Origin of the sequence: Pseudoglutamicibacter cumminsii (assembly GCF_016907775.1) — a bacterium.
GTDB lineage: Bacteria > Actinomycetota > Actinomycetes > Actinomycetales > Micrococcaceae > Pseudoglutamicibacter > Pseudoglutamicibacter cumminsii.
Genome location: NZ_JAFBCO010000001.1, coordinates 977396 through 995913, shown reverse-complemented (window position 1 = coordinate 995913; position 18518 = coordinate 977396). Strand labels below are relative to the sequence as shown.

General features: G+C 60.3%; 20 protein-coding genes. 4 read left to right on the top strand and 16 right to left on the bottom strand.

Annotated features, from left to right (window positions below):
* Nucleotides 1-70: 70 nt before the first annotated feature.
* Nucleotides 71-400, bottom strand: coding sequence for a rhodanese-like domain-containing protein (locus JOD50_RS04625; protein WP_101630810.1), 330 nt, complete (start codon nt 398-400; stop codon nt 71-73).
* 174 nt (nt 401-574) lie between these two features.
* Here JOD50_RS04625 and JOD50_RS04620 point away from each other — a divergent pair, with 174 nt between their 5' ends.
* Nucleotides 575-2128 (top strand): amidase, encoded by a 1554-nt coding sequence (locus JOD50_RS04620; RefSeq protein WP_204880592.1) that lies wholly within the window; start codon nt 575-577, stop codon nt 2126-2128.
* A gap of 61 nt (nt 2129-2189) precedes the next feature.
* Here JOD50_RS04620 and JOD50_RS04615 read toward each other — a convergent pair whose 3' ends face one another.
* Nucleotides 2190-3629: an aldehyde dehydrogenase family protein gene (locus JOD50_RS04615; RefSeq protein ID WP_204880591.1), complete on the bottom strand. Its 1440-nt coding sequence runs from the start codon at nt 3627-3629 to the stop codon at nt 2190-2192.
* 188 nt (nt 3630-3817) lie between these two features.
* Between JOD50_RS04615 and JOD50_RS04610 the strand changes: the two genes are divergently transcribed.
* Nucleotides 3818-5158 (top strand): uracil-xanthine permease family protein, encoded by a 1341-nt coding sequence (locus tag JOD50_RS04610; RefSeq protein WP_239541525.1) that lies wholly within the window; start codon nt 3818-3820, stop codon nt 5156-5158.
* Nucleotides 5159-5208: 50 nt separating this feature from the next.
* Nucleotides 5209-6309: a phosphotransferase gene (locus JOD50_RS04605; protein ID WP_204880590.1), complete on the top strand. Its 1101-nt coding sequence runs from the start codon at nt 5209-5211 to the stop codon at nt 6307-6309.
* 51 nt (nt 6310-6360) lie between these two features.
* Here the strand turns inward: JOD50_RS04605 and JOD50_RS04600 are convergent, their stop codons facing one another.
* The 11 genes from JOD50_RS04600 to JOD50_RS04550 all read right to left on the bottom strand — a co-directional run bounded on the left by JOD50_RS04600 (nt 6361) and on the right by JOD50_RS04550 (nt 15208).
* Entirely contained in the window at nt 6361-7176 is an 816-nt protein-coding gene (locus tag JOD50_RS04600; protein ID WP_101630806.1) for an HAD family hydrolase, read from the bottom strand.
* Nucleotides 7173-8132, bottom strand: a complete 960-nt coding sequence (locus JOD50_RS04595; protein WP_204880589.1) for a PfkB family carbohydrate kinase — start codon at nt 8130-8132, stop codon at nt 7173-7175. The genes JOD50_RS04600 and JOD50_RS04595 overlap by 4 nt, the downstream gene beginning before the upstream one ends.
* Nucleotides 8133-8198: 66 nt before the next feature.
* Nucleotides 8199-9017, bottom strand: a complete 819-nt coding sequence (locus JOD50_RS04590; RefSeq protein ID WP_101630804.1) for an enoyl-CoA hydratase/isomerase family protein — start codon at nt 9015-9017, stop codon at nt 8199-8201.
* A 162-nt stretch (nt 9018-9179) separates the two neighbouring features.
* Entirely contained in the window at nt 9180-9941 is a 762-nt protein-coding gene (locus JOD50_RS04585; protein WP_101630803.1) for a FadR/GntR family transcriptional regulator, read from the bottom strand.
* 246 nt (nt 9942-10187) lie between these two features.
* Entirely contained in the window at nt 10188-10994 is an 807-nt protein-coding gene (locus tag JOD50_RS04580) for a type 2 periplasmic-binding domain-containing protein (RefSeq protein ID WP_204880588.1), read from the bottom strand.
* A gap of 19 nt (nt 10995-11013) precedes the next feature.
* Nucleotides 11014-11445, bottom strand: coding sequence for a universal stress protein (locus tag JOD50_RS04575; protein ID WP_204880587.1), 432 nt, complete (start codon nt 11443-11445; stop codon nt 11014-11016).
* A gap of 98 nt (nt 11446-11543) precedes the next feature.
* Nucleotides 11544-11984, bottom strand: coding sequence for a hypothetical protein (locus tag JOD50_RS04570; RefSeq protein WP_204880586.1), 441 nt, complete (start codon nt 11982-11984; stop codon nt 11544-11546).
* A gap of 142 nt (nt 11985-12126) precedes the next feature.
* Nucleotides 12127-12798 (bottom strand): hypothetical protein, encoded by a 672-nt coding sequence (locus JOD50_RS04565; protein ID WP_204880585.1) that lies wholly within the window; start codon nt 12796-12798, stop codon nt 12127-12129.
* A 32-nt stretch (nt 12799-12830) separates the two neighbouring features.
* Nucleotides 12831-13262 carry a hypothetical protein gene (locus tag JOD50_RS04560; protein WP_204880584.1) on the bottom strand — a complete coding sequence of 144 codons (432 nt, stop codon included), beginning with the start codon at nt 13260-13262 and terminating at the stop codon, nt 12831-12833.
* Between the two features lie 74 nt (nt 13263-13336).
* Nucleotides 13337-13573, bottom strand: a complete 237-nt coding sequence (locus JOD50_RS04555) for a hypothetical protein (protein ID WP_204880583.1) — start codon at nt 13571-13573, stop codon at nt 13337-13339.
* Nucleotides 13574-13648: 75 nt separating this feature from the next.
* On the bottom strand, nt 13649-15208 hold the full coding sequence (locus JOD50_RS04550; protein WP_204880582.1) for a SulP family inorganic anion transporter: 1560 nt from the start codon (nt 15206-15208) through the stop codon (nt 13649-13651).
* 114 nt (nt 15209-15322) lie between these two features.
* Here JOD50_RS04550 and JOD50_RS04545 point away from each other — a divergent pair, with 114 nt between their 5' ends.
* Nucleotides 15323-15997: a metal-dependent transcriptional regulator gene (locus JOD50_RS04545; RefSeq protein ID WP_204880581.1), complete on the top strand. Its 675-nt coding sequence runs from the start codon at nt 15323-15325 to the stop codon at nt 15995-15997.
* Here the strand turns inward: JOD50_RS04545 and JOD50_RS04540 are convergent.
* From JOD50_RS04540 to JOD50_RS04530, 3 genes are read right to left on the bottom strand one after another with little or no spacing between them, the layout of a single operon-like run.
* Nucleotides 15948-16817, bottom strand: coding sequence for a metal ABC transporter permease (locus JOD50_RS04540; protein WP_204880580.1), 870 nt, complete (start codon nt 16815-16817; stop codon nt 15948-15950). The genes JOD50_RS04545 and JOD50_RS04540 overlap by 50 nt on opposite strands.
* A complete protein-coding gene (locus JOD50_RS04535) occupies nt 16814-17764 on the bottom strand; it encodes a metal ABC transporter permease (protein ID WP_101630792.1) in 951 nt (316 codons plus the stop codon). The genes JOD50_RS04540 and JOD50_RS04535 overlap by 4 nt, the downstream gene beginning before the upstream one ends.
* Nucleotides 17761-18516: a metal ABC transporter ATP-binding protein gene (locus JOD50_RS04530; RefSeq protein ID WP_338052013.1), complete on the bottom strand. Its 756-nt coding sequence runs from the start codon at nt 18514-18516 to the stop codon at nt 17761-17763. The genes JOD50_RS04535 and JOD50_RS04530 overlap by 4 nt, the downstream gene beginning before the upstream one ends.
* Nucleotides 18517-18518 lie beyond the last annotated feature (2 nt).

The window sequence follows — 18518 nt, the reverse complement described above, 5'->3', positions numbered from 1 at the left end:
CCTGTGTATGCTCAGCGCGACATACACAGGCGGAGTCCGCTACGGGTGTGCGCGGCTAACTTGATGCGGCTTACTTGATGCGTGGGGTTTCGCCGTTATCGCATTCAATCGGCTTGCCGGCATCAAGCCATGCGCCGGAACCGCCTGCGATGTTGAAGACGCTGTACCCCTGGTTTGCAAGCCAGCCGCAAGCCTGCATCGAGCGGCCACCGGTGCGGCACACAATGTAGAGGTCCTCGTCTGGATCAAGCTCTTCGTAGCGCTGCATGAGTTCACTCAACGGCAGGTGACGCGCACCGACGATGTGCCCGGCGTCCCATTCGTCTTGTTCGCGAACATCGAGGATCGCTGCGTTCTCTGGGACGTCGTTGACGCTGACGTTTTCGAAGAGGTCTGACATGGTGTCCTCCTTGCTCACGGTGTGGCCGGTATTTGTGGTTCCCAGCCTACAGATGTCCCACTGTATCGAGCGCCTCTGTGTTCTTTGTTTTCGTGGGGCAGTTTGTTTTCGTGGTGTGCTTTGTTTTCGTGGCGTTCGTGTGACGCTGTGGGTGCGGGTTGGCATCATGGTTGTATGAGTTTTGAGATTCCGGAAGCGTTGTCTGGTGTTCCTCGCAGGGTTGATGATGGTTTGCCGCTGGCTAGCGAATTGCGGCGTCAGTTGCTTGCGGGCGAGATCTCCGCGGTTGAGATCGCCCAGGACGTAGCTGAGCGGGTGCGCTCCAAGAACCCCGACCTGAACGCGGTCGTCACGTGGGATGAGGACATGCTGTTGGCTCAGGCGCGTGAAGCCGACGATGCGCTGGCCGGCTTCCGCGGCTCCGCCACCGCAGACCCTGCCGCCGCATCGAACTCCGCCGGCGATGATTCTGCCGCATTGGGTAAGCGCGTCCCGCCGTTGCTTGGGTTGCCGATGGGCTTGAAGGACGGCCTAGACGTTGCGGGTCTGCCTACTACGCACGGTTCTGCCGCGGTGGACCATGGGGTCGTGGGCGAGGATGGCTTGCACGCGTCCCGGTTGCGTTCCGCTGGTGCGAATCTCTTCGCCAAGACGGCGGTTCCCGAGTTTCTCCTTTCGTGCCATTCGGAGAACCCTATTCATCCGCCTGCTCGGAATCCGCTGGACGTTTCACTCACTCCTGGCGGCTCCTCGGGTGGCGCTGCCGCGGCGGTCGCTGGCGGTTTGATGCCGGTTGCGCCGGGTAATGACGGTGGCGGTTCGGTTCGTATTCCGGCCTCCGCCACGGGGCTTGTGGGCCTCAAGCTGGGCCGCGGCGCGATGGTTGAGGACATCACTGATGAGGACGGCACCGTGTCTGCCGTTGACCGTTGGGGCGCCCCGAAGCTCGCCGTGACTGGCCCGTTGGGGCGAGACGCTCGTGACGCCGCGTTGATGCTGGATGGCCTGCTGTTTGATCGTTCGCGGCTTGCGGCTGGTCACTCAGCAACCCCGGCCTTGGACGCCGTAATCAACACGCTGGATCATTCCGAGGGTCTCTCTGGCCTGCACGTGGGCTTCACGCGTGCGAGCGCGTTTGATGCCGCGTTGCCAGTCGAGATCTCCCCTGCCGCCGAGGCCGCTTTCGCACGGGCTTGCGCGGTTTTGGAGCGCTTGGGAGCCGCGGTCGAGGAGTCCCCGTGGGAAGCTCCGAGCGACTACGACGAGACGTTCCGCAGAGTCTGGACCGCCGGCCTGGGCCGCGCCCCGATCCAGTATGAGGACAAGCTGGGTGACCTCGCGGCGTCGTTCCGTACTGAGGCGCAGGCCCGCACCCCGCAGGAGCAGGAGAACGCGAATGAGCGGCTCCTGGAGATCGGTGGCGCGATGTCGACTGCGTGGGGTTCGTTCGATGTTGTGGTGACCCCTGCGATGGCTGACACTCCGCCGCGGATCGGTTATTTCACGGAGCACGATGGCGCAACGGACTACCGCTTGCAGTGCCTGTACACGCCGTACACGTCGATGGTGAACGTCGCCGGGGTGCCGGCTGTGACCGTTCCGGTGGGGTGGACTCCGGATGGGTTCTCGATGTCGGCTCAGCTGATCGGCCGGATGGGTTCCGAGCTCCAGTTGTTGTGCATCGCGGCGTTGATGCAACGTGAGCTGGCCTCGGAAAGCCTCATCTAGGCGAGCTACGGCGTGGGTTGCAGTGACACCGCCACCGCAACCCACGCCGCGTAAGCACCGCCTACAGAAGCTCTTTCAGCAGTTTCGACTTGGTTGCCCCGTATGGCGGGTAAGCGACCCTCAGGGTGTCCAAGCGTAGCGGCTTGGACAGGGTTGGCCGGTCTTGGCTGAACTCGTCGAAGCCTGCTTTGCCGTGGTACTGACCGATTCCGGAAGCGCCGATGCCACCGAACGGCAGCGATGGGACCGCGAGTTGGATCACGGCCGCGTTGATGCAGATTCCGCCGGCACGCACGTTGTCTTCGAAAACCCGGTGGGTTCCTGCCTTGTCAGAGAACAGGTATGCGGCGAGCGGGTCTGGCCGGTCTTCGATGAAGTCGAGTGCGTCATCGAGCGTATCCACCTCGATGATCGGCAGGATCGGACCGAAGATTTCCTCTTGCATGACGGGCGCCTCGGGGTCGACGTCGGCGAGCACCGTCGGGGCGATGTAGCGGTCCTCTACGTCCGCTGTTCCGCCGGTGACAACGCGGCCTTGGTCGAGGAAGCCCGCGAGCCGCTCTGCATGGCGTGGGGTGATGATGCGCGGATAGTCAGGTGAGTTCTGCGGGTCTGCGCCGTAGAACTGTTGGATCGCGGCAGGCAGTTCTTTCTCAAGCCCGCGGCTCACGCGTGAGCCGACCGCGAGGATGTAGTCGGGGGCCACGCACGTCTGCCCGGCGTTCATGAACTTTCCGTACGCGATACGGCGCGCGATCGTCTTGATGTTGCCGTCCACGACCACTGCGGGGCTCTTCCCGCCGAGTTCGAGCGTGCACGGCGTCATCTGTTCCGCCGCCGCGCGGTAGACGATGCGTCCTACCTTCTCGGAACCGGTGAAGAAAATGTGGTCCCACTGTTCTTTCAGGAGCTCTTGGGTTTCTTCTGCGGCACCGTTGACGACCGCCACAGTCCGGTGGTCGAGGTATTTCGGGATCAACCGCGTCAAGACGTCCGCGGTAGCAGGCGCCAGCTCGCTCGGCTTGAGCACAACGCAGCAGCCCGCGGCGAGCGCCGCAACGAGCGGCCCAAGCGTGAGGTTCACGGGGTAGTTCCACGGCGCGATGATGAGCACGAGCCCTTTAGGCCGTGGCATCACGGTGGCCGATGCAGGGGCCAGCGCGATGGGCGAGGACACTTTCCGGCGCATCATCCAGTCGTCGAGGTGGCGGCGGGCGTGCTCAATTTCGCCCTGAACAACTTGCAGCTCAGCCACGGAGGATTCGGTTGCTGACTTCCCGAGGTCTTCGGCGAGCGCCTCGAGCAGTTCGTCACGGTTCTCTGCGAGCAGCTTTTCGAGCGCGTCGAGCTGGGCGATCCTGAAGCGCCGCTTGTGGGCAATGCGAGAGTGCGCGCCGTCGCGGATGTGCGTGACTGTCTCGTGGAGTCCACGCTTTTCTACGCCTTCTGGGGCGGTGCGGATGCGGGCAGCGTTTTCAGGTGTGACGTTTGAGGCCATCATGTTTCGATCCTATGGGCTCGGATTCGCGCGGCCAAGAACATCTCTCGTCTGAGTTCGTCTGTTCGCATGCCGCGGAGTAAAATAACGCTTCGACCCCACCATGCTTTCGCGACGCTGTGCGCCGCGGTCAGGGATGCCCGCGTATTGTTCGGGCGGGGTTTCGAGGACGGCGTCATTCAGGGAGAACCATGCTAGATAAGAGCAAGCCGATGTTCAGCTGGACTGTCCACGGCGATGGCCGCACCGTTGCACCGAACGCAGCTGTTGCCCCTGATGAGCGCCTCCACTGGCCGCAGACCATCGGCATCGGTGTTCAGCATGTCATGGCGATGTTCGGCGCGACTGTGCTGGTTCCGGCGCTGACTGGCTTCCCGGTGACCACGACCCTGCTGTTCTCGGGCCTCGGAACCATCATCTTCTTGCTCGTGACGGGCAACCGCATCCCGAGCTATCTCGGTTCTTCTTTCGCGTTCATCGCCCCGGTCAGCGCTGCGATGGGCCCGGGCCGCGATAACTTCGGTGCCGCGCTCGGCGGCGTGCTCGTGACGGGTTTTGCCCTGTTCCTGGTGGGCGTCATCGTCAACCGCACCGGAACCGGGTGGATTCACGCGCTCATGCCGCCGGCCGTGATGGGCACGATCGTCGCGCTCATCGGCCTCAACCTCGCGGGCTCGACCGTCCCGAAGATGAAGGAATACACGCTCACAACCTTCAGCACGATGGCGGCTGTCGTGATCTGTTCCGTCCTGTTCCGAGGGATGCTGGGCCGGTTGTCGATCCTGCTCGGCATCGTGATCGGCTACCTCGTCGCGCTCCCGCAGGGTGAAATCGATTTCGCCCCCGTTAAGGAAGCCGCGTGGGTTGGCCTGCCAGCATTCCACCACCCAACGTTCGATCTGCACGTGATCCTGCTGTTCCTGCCGGTTCTGTTCGTTCTGATCGCAGAAAACGTGGGCCACGTCCGCACCGTCGGCGTCATGACGGGTAAGAGCTATGACCACCTCAACGGTAAAACCCTCATGGGTGACGGCCTCGCGACGATGCTCGCGGGTGCCGCGGGCGGCTCTGGTACCACGACCTACGCCGAAAACATCGGCGTCATGGCGTCCTCCCGCGTGTATTCGACCGCCGCATACTGGATCGCCGGTTTCGTCGCGATCGTCTTGTCTTTCATGCCTAAATTCGGCGCCGTCATCGCGACCATCCCACCGGGTGTTCTCGGCGGCGCGGGCATCGTGCTCTACGGCATGATCGGCATCATGGGCGCCCGCATCTGGGTTCAGAACCAGGTCGACTTCGGCAACCCGATCAACCTCATGACCGCCGGCGCGGGCCTCATCATCGCGATCGCCCTCAATGGCGGCGAGAACGTCCTCATGATCGCGGGCCTGACCCTCGACGGCATCGCGCTCGGAACCATCGCAACCCTGGTGATCTACCACGTGATGCGCGGAATCGCTCTGTGGCGCAAAACCGTCCCCACCCAGGTGGACGAACCACAAGGCGCCAAGCCTGGCAAGCTAGGCTAGTAGATCCAAGAGGTGCACAAGGGGCCGCGCCGTCCTAGGATGGAACAGACATGAGTGAATGGGTAGACACCTGGAAAACCGAGGGCTGGCAGGAGACCGCCCGCGGCTGGGTTCAGCACGCCCTCGACGTGCTCGGAATCGAGTGCGAAGCCGAGCTCACCCCTGTGTCTACAACGCTCGCGGCAACCGTCTACAGCATCGAGACTCCCGCGGGAACCATCTATTTCAAGGCCACCGCCCCTGCCCGTGCAGCGGAAGCGACACTGACAGCGCACCTCGCTGCGGTCACCGAAGGCCACGTTCCCGTCCCCATCGCGGTGGAACCGGAACAAGGGTGGATCCTGAGCCCCGGCATCGGCACCCCACTGTCTTCGCTCATTCCACAGCGGCAGCGGGGCCACCGCGGCCACACTCCGAGCCCTGAAGAAAACGAAGCCGCAACCGAACTCATCGGCCGTGTCCTCACAGAGGCCTCGGACCTCCACCAAGCCACCGTAGTCAACAGCGAACGCCTCATGAACCTCGGCGCGCTCGCCTACCCCGACAACTCCTGGCCAGAGCACTACTACAACGCGCTCGACATCCACGCGAGCATGCCAGACAACCATCCGCTACGGATCGAAGACGAGACGCTCTCGTTCCTCGCACGCGAAGCACGCCACCTCGAGGACGCCTCCGCAGCGCTCGCCTCTACCCAGTTGCCGTTGGTCTACAACCAGCTCAACCCCGACAGCGAAAGCATCCTGCTACCCGACTCCCGCCGCAACCCGATCATGTTCATCGGCTGGAGCGCCGCGTCCTACACCAACCCACTCCTGGCCATCTCGGGGATCGCTCCAGAACTCAGCAGCGTCCTCCGCGCAGAGCCAACCCAGGAACCCATGAAGGCCCTCCTGACCAACTACCTCGCGCCACTCGCAGTCGACTCCCCCACCAAGGTCGACGACCTGTTGGAATACCTCATGCCGGCAACGTTGCTCGCCCACGTGCGCAGCTACCTCTCGCTCATGGAGCTGCTACGCGACGCGCACCCAGAGACCCAGGCGGAGTACGCGCCAGAAATCCGCGCGCTCCTCCACTACGCCGTGGCCGCCGACCCACGCCACGGCCGCACCACCGGCGAACGCCAGCACGGCCGCCGCGCACGCTAGCGGGAAGGGACTTCTCGGGGTCGCCGAGCGGGGCTCACTGGGCCCACCGGATCACAAGCGCTTCAAGACCCGCTCAATCTCAATTGCAACCGAATCCTCATGCACCGGACCAACCACACGGTCCGCAGCATCGGCAACAATCTGATAATCCGGGCCCACCGCAACACCAGTGCCAGCCCACGCGAGCATCGGAATATCATTCGGCATATCCCCGAACGCCCACACATCCTCACGCGCAACACCCAAAGAGGCCGCGAAATCACGCAAACGCGCCGCTTTGTCGACCCCCGGCGCGGACATCTCCAACAACGCGACATCGAACGCAGAATGCGTCAACGTCACAACATCATCCACAGCACGCCCCACCACAGCCGCGAACTCAGACGCCTTACCCGACGGCCGCTTAGCCAAAAGCTTCACCGTACGCTGCGCAACCGCCTCATCGAAATCCAAACCTGACTCCGAAACGCGGGCACCCACATCAACAAAACCCGCGCGATACCGGTTCGGAATAAACCCCGGCTCCGCGACGATCCCCTCCAACGTCTCCGCAGCAAACAACGCATCCGGAGCCGCAAACAAAATCCGATCCCGCGCCTCACGCATCGCGTCAGCACCAATCTCCGCAGCCTCCACTACCAAGCCACGCGAATCATCAAACAAAACAGCCCCGTTATACGCGATCACCGAGCCCAAATCGCCCAAACGATCACGCACCGGACCCAGCCACCGCAACGGACGCCCCGTCACCAAAACCACATGCACACCCGCATCACGGGCAGCATGCAAAGCCTCAACAGTCCGGTCAGACATCGTCCCATCACGACGAACAACCGTCCCATCCAGATCAGTCGCTAGAAGCTTCACAACAAAACCCCCTCGCGACCATCCGCCACCGGACCAACCACATCCAAAATCCGCTCACGCGACGGAATATTAGCCCCCTCCGACTCAACCGCCAACGCGCCAGCAGCCAACGCCACGTCCAACAAACGCGAAACCTGCGCCTCAGACAAAGCACTCACCCGCTCAGCAGCCCCAACACCACCACAACCGGCATCAACCAGCGCAGAAATCACCGCCGCCATCACAGCATCACCCGCGCCCACCGTATCCACCACATCGACAGACCGCGCCGCACGAACCACAACATGCTCAGCCGTCATCGCGACCGCATCGCTACCACCACTCGTCACCACAACAAGCGAAGGCCCCATAGAAAGCCAACGGCTCGCCGTCTCAAACGCAGAAGACTGCGGATACAACCACTCCAAATCCTCATCCGAAGCCCGCACCACATCGGCCAGCGCAACAACCTCCTCAATGCGCTCAACCTCAACCTCACGCGTACCCGCCGTATCCGCGCGAACATTCGGATCAAACGTCACCAACGCACGCCCACGCGCCTTACGCATCGAATTCAACACAGCAAAACGACCCGGATCCAACGAAGCCGCAAACGAACCCGAATGCACCACCAAAGCCCCAGCAGCCAACTCGACTAGCTCGTCATCAGCCGGACCAAGATCCCACGTCAGCGACTCAAACAAATACTCCGCACGGTCATCAGAACCCACCGAACCACGCGCAACAGTCGTCGAACCAGTCATAGGCGGCGTGAAAACCTCAACGCCTTCACGCTGCAACGCCTCCAAAACCATCCGGGCCGCATCATCGTCACCCAGACGCGTCGCAAACGTCACCCGGCCACCACAACGCGCCAACCCCACAGCGACATTCAGGGGCGAACCACCCGTATGAGCCGAAACACTCCCGTCGGGCTTTTGAAGAACATCGACGAGAGCCTCACCAATCACCAACATGCGCGCAACCTACAACAATCACTCAACCCAGCACTAGCGGGCTCGGGAATTCAGCGGACCGGGGACTCAGCGGCCAGGGAACTCAGCGGCCTGCTTGTTAACAAAAGCTTGCCGCCCCACGCGCGAATCCTCCGAACCGAACACGGCCGAAAACGCACCCAATTCAACGTTCAGGCCATCACGGACCGTGAGCGTATCCGCCTGCGCCATGGTCCGCTTAGCTTGACCGACAGCAACCGGGGAGCGCCGAGCAATCGAGGCGACCAGCTCATCAGCGCACTCCAACAACGCTTCCTTATCCGGGCACACGCAATTAACCAGCCCAACCTCGAGCGCACGCCGAGCTTTCAGAGGATTGCCGGTGAGGATCATCTCGCGAGCCACACCCAGCGGGACCCTGCGAGGCAAACGCACACACCCGCCAAAGCCCGGAATGATGCCCAGGGTGATCTCCGGCTGACCGAACGACGCGTTCTCAGAAGCGATGATCCAATCGCACGCCAATGCCAGTTCGCAGCCGCCGCCGAGCGCATGGCCGTTCACCGCGGCGATCACCGGGACAGGTAGTGCCTCTAACGCCAGGGTGACCTTATGCATCGACTCCGCATACGCGCGCGCCTGCTCCGGGTCGTAGTCGCTCATCTCAACGATGTCAGCGCCCGCCGCGAAAGCCTTCTCACCTTCGCCTGTGATAATCACGGCGCGGAAAGGCCAGCCCTGCTCGGGTGCCGATTCTAGGAGCTGGACGCACTTGGTGACCACCGCATCAAGGTCAGCGACCACCTGAGTGGACAACGCATTCATCGCTTGCGGCCTGTTAATGCTGACAAGCAGAGCGTCCCCACGCTCAGAAACGTTGACTGTTGAGAACTCCCCAAACTCCATGGTGCACCTTCTGCGGATTGAGCCTACGATTCATCCTGACTATAACCAGGGTGCACCGAACTGTGCTCATTGTCACCTTCAAAAGGGGGCTCATTGTCACCTTCAGAAGGCGGAGATCACCTTTGAACAGCAGACATCTCAGAGCAGAATTGTCAGAAAGCTCTACCCTTCGACAGCATCTCCCTTAGAAGATAGCTTTGCCGCAATTTCATTCACAATGCATTCACTCGCCTTGCGGGCACGCTCGGCGCTACCCGAAGAGATCGCAAGAGCCAGCGCATCATGCTGATTCAGCATCGTTTCACTCGGATGCGTCAGCTGCCCATCAATAGTCACACTACGGCGGATCATCTCCCGGAGTACCACCGGCGACATCCGAAACAGCGAGTTGCCACTGTGAGTGAAAATTAGCTCGTGAAACGCTGTATCAATACGAATCAGCTCTTCCACATCACCCGAGTCCGCAGCATCACGCAATTGACCAGCGAGCTGAATGATCTCATTTTTAATCTCGCGCGAAGCGTTCAGCGCCACCCCAGCGGCCGCTAACGGCTCTACCGCCTGCCGCAGCTCGATGAGTTCACGGTACTGTGTTTCGCCGTACGGCCCTGACAAACGCCACGACATAACCTGCGGGTCAAGTACACGCCACTGGTCCGCACCAGTAACGATCAAACCCACGCGGCGCTTCGCGTACATCAAACCCATGGACTCCAAAATTCGCATCGCATCACGCGCAACCGTGCGAGACACATCGAAATGGTCCTGAATGTCGTCCAACGTAAAACGCGCGCCGCTACGAATATCGCCATGAACGATGCGACGGCCTAGATCCGCGACCACAGTGTTACGCAGAACGTGTGACGACGAGTCAGGCCCTTCAATGAGTGTCTCTTCAGTATTGTCATGATCGCTTGTCGTCATGGGGTTGAATTCTCCTGATTATTTTTCTGATGTAAGGTCAATGCGATTTATCAATCATCGGCTATATTCTCTGATTGATATTTCTATCTGACTCGGCTATTTTCCCACACATCTCGCATGAAGAGCGCTCATATTCACGTCGATTAGATCGATTTAGATGAATTAAATAGAAACAGTCACGCACTTTCGGGGTCGCTGAGACGCCCACACAGGCAAGCTCCTAGAGAACAGCGTATACAGCGAAAGTTAGTGCTTCCTGCGTACTTTTCGAGAAAAACCTGAGCGTCTCACAGATGACCGCTGAGCAGAGCCTTTTCGAGACGTCCTAGCTTTCTGCTGGGCAGGAGTTTTCTGTTTGCCGGACTGAGCCGTTTTCTCCGCCATCTGCGCTGAGGCGCGCGAGGATCCCGCTCTGCGCCCACGCAAAATCCCCACGAAATCCTGAATGACAGCTTCACGGGATTCGCGTTCAGTGTCCGAAAGCTCCGTATCAGTAACCACATCAGCAGAGTCCGGGTGCACCCAGACAACCGATACACGTGTGCGGGGCTCTACCTGCAGCCGGCGAACCACCACGTCCTTACGGGAAAGCATCCTTGCTAACGGAAAAGGTAATTCGGCTACAGCCCCAGCGCCAGTGGCGACGACGTCAACCATCATCCGTTGCCCGGAAACATCATCCGGATAGTCCGCTGGGTCGAGGCGCATCCATTCAGCGGCGTCTCCGAGCGGGATCGAATCGTGTTCGTCCCAGTATTCAGCGTCATGATCCCGGGCCGCAACAATCGCGGCGTCCTCGTCATACAGGCCGACCGCATGCAATCGCACACCACCGGGGAACTCACGTTGTGTCAACGCCTCATCAACGTTGTGGCGCACCAACGCGACATCCACGCGGAAGCGAAGCAGCTCATCGAAGGCTACGGAATCAGATACGCCCGCGATCAGCTCAACCGTGACGTCAGGGCGGGCTTCACCGAAGCGTTGCAGCCACTTATCGGGGCTGGTCCCGGGTGCGCACCACAGACGCAGACGGTTCAGCTGCGCGGGCATATCTAGTGAGTATGGAAAGTTAGTTTCCGGAGGTTCGGACAACATAGACGTCGCATGGAGCGTTATGCACGACGCCGGTAGCGACAGAACCGAGCACACGACCGAGACCATGCGTGCCAACGTTGCCAACGAAAATCACGTCAGCATCGTGCTCTTTAGCGGCCTTGATCAGGGCATCAACCGGCTTACCGAACATCGCTGCCGTCTCTACCTTGAGCTCAGGTTCCTTCTCCACGAGACGATCAGCAACACGGCGAGCGAGGTCACCCGCGAGGTCAGCGTCATCGAGAACCCACGTATCCGTGCCGATGTTGACAACTTCAGTGTTGTCCTTGGAGTGAGCCGAAACCACAACGAGGGTGTCGCCAGTGCGTGCTGCCAGCTCTGCTGCGCGAGAAGCAGCTTTGAAGGCAGTCTGCGAGCCGTCAACGCCAACGATGAAAGTGCCCATGGTGTACTCCGTATCTATATCTGGTCAGTCTTGAACTGATAATAACCGCCCAACACGCCTTAGAACAGTCCTAAAGCTCAAGAACTCAACCAGATGCCTTACTTATTCGAGTTGAAGGCCGGGCACTTCTTAGCGAATTCATCAGCGTTGTCTTTAAGGTCCGAAGAAGTTGCCTCTTGAGACAGCTGAGTGATCTCCTGCATCACTGCAGGATCAACCTTGGTAGGGTCCTCCGCAGTTGCGACCTTCGCAGCAGCTTCCATGAGCTTGCCGGTCAACTCGACTGGTTTAGCGTGCTCGGAGTCGTTGTGCTTCTCCGCAGCCTCACGCAGGCCCTTGCCGGCTTCCCCCGCCTTGGCAGGGTCTTCCTGGATGATCTTCTCGAGATCCTTCGCCTGCGAAACCCCAGCCGCTTCCAACGCAGCTGTCGCATCCTCACACAGCGCTTCATCAGGATTCTTTGAGCCGCAACCGGTCAGGAAGGCCCCCATCAAGCCAAGAGCCGAAAGTCCTGCAACTAGACGCGTACCGTGCTTCATCAGTCTTCCTCCATCAAATATATGGTCAAGATAGGTTTTTACACCCTATCGGAAGCACTCGGGGCTCCGAGGGTTTCAGCCCGGAATGGAAGTAAATAGTGAGTGAACTCTGTCCTCGCAGGCTCGCAGGAGATAGCAGAAGCTACGAACCCGAAGGTGCGAAAGCCGGGCATTTATCACCGAATTCATCGGCCCTCTCTGCAACTCCAGGCTTGGCGGCCTGTTCTGCTGCACTCTTCAGTTCGTTTTGCAGCTCCTGATTATCCGGGTCTTTATCGAGCCTAGAGGCCGTGGTCATCATCTTTCCCATGAGACCAACGGGCTCAGCGTACTCGGAGTCGCTGTATAGGGCAGGGCATTTCTCTTTGAACCGCTGGGCATCCAGTTTGGTCTCTGGAAGTTCGGCTTCTTGGATGAGCTCGGCGAGGTGTTTCGTCTTGGCAGGATCAACCTTCTTGGGGTCTGTCTCGCCCTCGAGCCCCGCCAGGCTCTCGAAAAGCCGGCCAGTTAGGTCGATCATTTCTGCGTACCTAGAAGCCTGGTTCTTTTCCGCTGCCTCGCGAAAGCCCTCGCCTATTTCAGCGAGCTTAGCGGGGTCTTCCTTGGCGAGCGGAGCTAGTTCCTCCGTGTTTGGAGCGCCTGCATCCTTGTACACCTGCGTCGCGTCGTGACACAGCTGTTGGTCCGGGGTTTTCGGCGTGCAGCCCGTCAGAAACGCGGCTGCTAAGCCGAACGCGGACAAGCCTACGACGAGGCGGGCACGTGGCGAACGGCGCTCAGCTGCTGTGGTGCGTAGTTCCCGGCCAGTTTGCATGCCCGCCTCCTAGTGAGTCGCTAGGCAGTTACTTATCCAGACACAAAAGCAGGGCACTTCTCGGTGAGCTCTTTAGCGCTCTTGTCTATCTCGGGAGAAGATGCTTCTTGATTCAACTTGGTGAGTTCTTGCATGGTTTCCGGATCCATCTGGCCAGGGTCCCCGCTAGCCTTCGCGGCAACCTCTAACATCCTGCCCGCCAAGTCGACCGGTGCAGCATGCTCGGAGTCTTTGTTCTTATCCGCTGCCTCACGCAAACCCTTACCCACCTCGGCTAGCTTTGCCGGGTCGTTCGCAAGCTTCTGATCCAGCTCCTGCGTGTTCGACGCTCCCGCTTTCTCGAGGACCGCAGTTGCATCGTCGCACAAAGCTTGATCCGGGTCCTTAGAGCCACAACCGGTCAGGAACGCCGCAGCCAATCCAAAAGCTGAAAGACCTGCAACCAGGCGCGTACCGTGCTTCATGAGTCTTCCTCCACCGAGGTTGGGTCTATCGTGACTCTTACAGACTACGGGAAAGACTTCGAGCGCCACAGACCTTATTCGTTCTCATCGGTAAGGCCTGCGAAAGGCTCGCACTTCTCAGAGAGGCCCTTCCACTGCTCCTCGACCTTACGTTGCTCGTCCGCGGGAAGGCCCCCCTGAAGTAGGCGACCTGCGTCGTCAGCGTCGGACAGGTCGTAGATATCCCGAGACTCTAGCGCCGCGGTGACTTCTTCGCACAACCCTTCATCCGGGTCCTTACCTGAGCAGCCGGTCAGGAACACGGCCGTCATACCAAGAGCGGACAGCCCCGCAACAAGACGCGTACCAGGTTTCTTTTGTTTTCCTCCACGACAACTAAGCCGAAACTAATTCCCTCCAAGCTCGCCGCTCAAGCGGCCGTGAACCCTGCGGCTCTTCTCGCTCATCCCCTCAAGGACAAGCCGCTTACCTTGTTCCGCATATGTTGCCTCAACGCTATCCAGCGCAGCAACCGAGGATGCGTCCCAGACCTGGGCTTGCGACAAGTCCAGACTCACCACATCCGGGTCCTCGCCGTAGCGGAACATCGTCGTGAAGTCGTTACTCGAACCGAAGAACAGCGCGCCCCGCACCCTATAGACCGCCCGGGCCACCTCATCAGCCGGCGTATCAGCGGAAAGCACATTGCCGTCGTCATCCTGAAGCTCACGGTCAACGCGCACCACGTGCGCAACCTGCCGCACGAACACCACAGCGGCCGTCAGAACACCCACAATCACGCCGATCGCAAGGTTCGACGTCAACAAAACCGTCGCGACCGTCACCACCATGATGGCCGTCTCCGACTTCGGGAGCGTATGCAACGTCCGCGGGTGAATCGAGTGCCAATCAAATGTCGAGACACACACCATGATCATGACCGCAACCAACGCCGCCATCGGGATCTGAGCGACCCACTGATCAAACACCAAAACCAAAACCAGCAAGAACGCACCCGCGCAGAACGTCGAAATACGCGTGCGCGCACCCGAAATTTTCACGTTGATCATGGTCTGCCCGATCATCGCGCAACCACCCATGCCACCAAAGAAACCCGACGTGATGTTCGCAAGGCCCTGACCCCATGACTCACGCTTCTTATTCGAAGAGGTCCCCGTGATGTTATCCACCAACTGGGCCGTCAACAAAGACTCCATGAGACCCACCAAAGCCATCGCAGCCGCATACGGGGCGATGATTTGCAGGGTCTCCCACGTCAACGGGACATTCGGGAAAAACAACTGAGGCAAACCATGAGGTAGCTCGCCCTGGTCCCCCACCGTCGGGACCTTAATATCGAAAATCATCACCACAGCAGTGATCACAACCACCGCGACCAACGGCGGCGGAACAGCGCCAGTGATCTTAGGGAACAACCACAAAATCACGATGCCCGCCGCCAACAGCGGATACACAACCCACGGAACATCAATCAGCTGGGGCATCTGCGCCATAAAAACCAGAATCGCGAGCGCGTTCACAAACCCGACCATCACCGCGCGCGGAACAAAACGGATCAGCTTAGAAACACCCAGCAGCGCGAAAACAACCTGAAGAACGCCCGCCAACAAAACACACGCAACGAAATAATCGAAACCGTAGTCACGCATCAACGGCGCAATCACCAACGCAACAGCGCCCGTCGCGGCAGAAATCATCGCCGTACGGCCACCGGCAATCGCGATCACAACCGCCATGATGAACGATGAAAACAGGCCCACCGCCGGGTCAACACCCGCGATGATCGAAAAAGAAATCGCCTCCGGGATCAATGCCAGAGCAACCACAAGGCCCGCCAGAACCTCACGCACCAGCTTCCTCGGGGACTTCAACGCACCCAGCGTTGAAATCTCGTACTGCCGCACCAAAGGATCACTATGCGGCTTGCTCTCTTGTCCCCGCGCCATCGGCACTCCATTCCTTATATATAGACGCTCGTATTCCGGGCACCACCGGACAGTCCGTCACCAGACGCTTAAAGAGTAGGGGTTGAACTGCCCGTTGAAGGCTAGACTTACGATATGTCCGTTTCTGAATTGTCCGCGAGCACCCAGGACTATTTGAAGGTGGTCTGGTACCTCGGTGAATGGTCAGACGCCCCGGTAACACCCAAACTCATGTCAGACCGGCTGGGGCTCAGGCTCTCTTCCGTGTCCGATGCCGTCCGTAAGCTCACCGCCCAGGGTCTACTTGACCACGCGCCTTACGGCGAAGTGACCCTCACAAAAACCGGACGCGAGCACGCGATTGCAATGGTGCGCCGGCATCGGCTGATCGAAACCTTCCTGCTCGAAACCCTAGGTTACCGGTGGGATCAAGTGCACGACGAAGCAGAAACGCTCGAGCACGCGGTGTCAGATTTCATGATCGAACGGCTCGATGAGCTACTGGGCCACCCAAGGCGTGACCCGCACGGCGACCCGATCCCTACCGCAGACGGCGACATCACCCTCCCGGACGCAATCCCCCTTACGGAACTCGAGCCGGGGTCAAAGGCGCGGGTTGAGCGGATCTCCGACGACGATCCACAACTGTTGCAGTTCCTCGCAGAAAACGGCATCCGTTTCGGAACACTCCTCGAAGCGCACCCTAGTGCGCCATACTCCGAGACAGTTGAAATCCTCGTTCAAGGGCAGACCGAGCCCCTCATGCTAGGGCGTGCCGCTTCTGACGCTGTCTGGGTAGAAGCCTCGTAACAACGAGCACCGCCGCAAACACCAGCCCATAGAACAGCGACATCCCTGCGCTGGTCGCAGCGTTGAGCACATACGCGACCCAGAACCCGGCGAGCGCTCCCCCGATGGCGATGAGCGCGGTGAGTGCAATCATGACCGGTAAGCGGGTGGTGAGCAGGTAGGCGGTCGCTGGCGGCACCACGACGAGGGCGATCACCAGGATCGCGCCAGCCGCGTTGAACGCGGCGGTGATGGTGACGGAGACGAGGAACATGAACGCGGTGTTCAGGAGCCTCGAGCGGATGCCGAGGCTCGTTGCGAACTCGGGGTCGAACGTCGTGACCTTGAGCTTCGAATAGAACAGCGTAAGGAACACGACGTTGATGAGAAGCACACCGAGCATCACGTACAGATATGCAGGGCCGAGATGTGTTCCTGCGATGATGAGCGGCTGCCAGGCCGCGATGTTGAGGTCGCCTGCAAGGACCGCGTGGGTATCGAGGTGGATGTTCGCGAATTCAAGCGTCACCAGGATCACGCCGGCACTGAACAGAGCGGGGAAGATGAGACCTTGCGGGGCGTCGCCGGTCAGCAAGCCTGTGCGGGCAAGCCATTCGCTTCCGAGCACCACAACCAGCCCGGCGAGCGCAGCGGCGAGGATCAGTAGCGGTGAGTTGAAGTTACGGGTGAGGAAGTAGCCGAAGATGATCCCGGGGAAAATCGCGTGGCTGATGGCGTCCACGAGCATCGAGTTGCGCCTCAAGACAACAAAGACGCCGGGAAGGGCGCACGCCAGCGCGGTCACTACGGCGAGCAGCATTGTGCCAACAACGAAACTCACGGCCGGCTCCCTTCATGCAGGTTCCCTTCGTGCAAGAGTTCGCGTTTGAGGTGTGCGCGGGCACGGGCGCGCGATACGGCCCGGGTGATGATGCTGCGGCGCGGCGCGAACAGAAGCGAAACCAGGAAGATCGCGAACAGTGTGAGCACGATGAGCGGGCCGGTTGGCACTTTCCCGAGCACGATCGACAGGTAGGCTCCCACTCCACTGCCGACGCCGCCAATTACGGCGGACAAAGCGACCATGCTTGGCAGTGTGCGTGTCCATTGTCTGGCGGCCGCTGGCGGGGTCACCACGAATGCGACCATGAGGACGAGCCCGACAGCCTTCACACCGATGACGGTCGCGATGACGATAGTCACGAACATGAGCGTGTCGATCGTGCGCGCCCTGAACCCGAGCACCGTGGAGTGGTCCGGGTCGAAGCTCCGCAGTGTGAACTCTTTCCAGAACACCAGCATGAGTGCCACAACGATCACCCCGATGGTGATGCTGGTTGCGAGGTCCGCAACGGTGATCACTGACGCGTTGCCGAACAGGTAGTCCTGGATGCCGCCTTTGCCTGGGTAGGCGCCATTGGCGATGATGCGCATGAGTAGCATCCCGCCGCCGAAAAACACGGTGAGCGAGATGGCCATCGCGGTGTCGATGCGGATTTTGGAGGTGAGGCTGATGCCGTTGGCGAACAGCACGGCGATGGTTCCGACGATGACCGCGCCCAGGATCAGCCCGATCATGTTGCGTCCATCGGTGCCCAGCACACCGACTGCGGTGAGGAACGCGAGCAGCGTACCTGGCAGCGCGGCGTGCGAGATCACATCGCTGATGAGCGACTGTTTACGCAGGTAGGCGAAGGATCCGAGCGCACCGGCTACGAGCCCGATGGTCATGGTTCCGAAAAACACCATCCGGTAGGTGTGGTTGCTGAAGAATTCTATGAGGCTCACGATGTGAACTCCAGGAACGCATCGTCTGTTGCCGTGACCTCGTAGGCGACGCGGATGTTCTCCCGCGTGAACGCCTGTTCTGCCGGCCCGGAGGCGATGATGCGGCGGTTCAGCAGGGTCACGTGGTCGCAGTATTCGCGCACGGTTGCGAGGTCGTGGTGCACGATCACGACCGTTTTGCCTTGCTTCCGGAGCGTGTGCAGGACCGAGACGATAGCTTGCTGGCTTTTCGCATCGATGCCTTGGAACGGTTCGTCCATGAAATACAGGTCCGGAGCTTGCACCAGTGTGCGGGCGAGGAACACCCGCTGGCGCTGCCCACCGGAAAGTTCACCGATCTGCCGCGAAGCAAGATCAGCGATCCCGGTCTGTTCGAGGGCAGCGACCGCGCGGGCTCGTTCCTTCTTTCCCGGCCGACGAATCCAACCGAGCGATCCGTACGTTCCCATCGTGACCACATCGAGCACCGTGGTTGGGAAGTCCCAGTCCACACTCGTGGTTTGTGGCATGTACCCGACTCGTTTCCGCGCACGCGAAAGCGGCTGTCCGAAAAACTCGGAGGTTCCCGTCAGCGGTTTCACGAGGCCAAGCATCGCTTTGATGAGGGTCGATTTCCCTGCACCGTTTGGCCCAACGATGCCCATAACAACTCCTTGCGGCACCGTGAAGTCCACGTTGCGCAGAACGGGCACCGCATCGTAAGCAACCGAGAGGCTGTGGGTACTGCACGCGGGAGCGACGAGATCTGTCACGG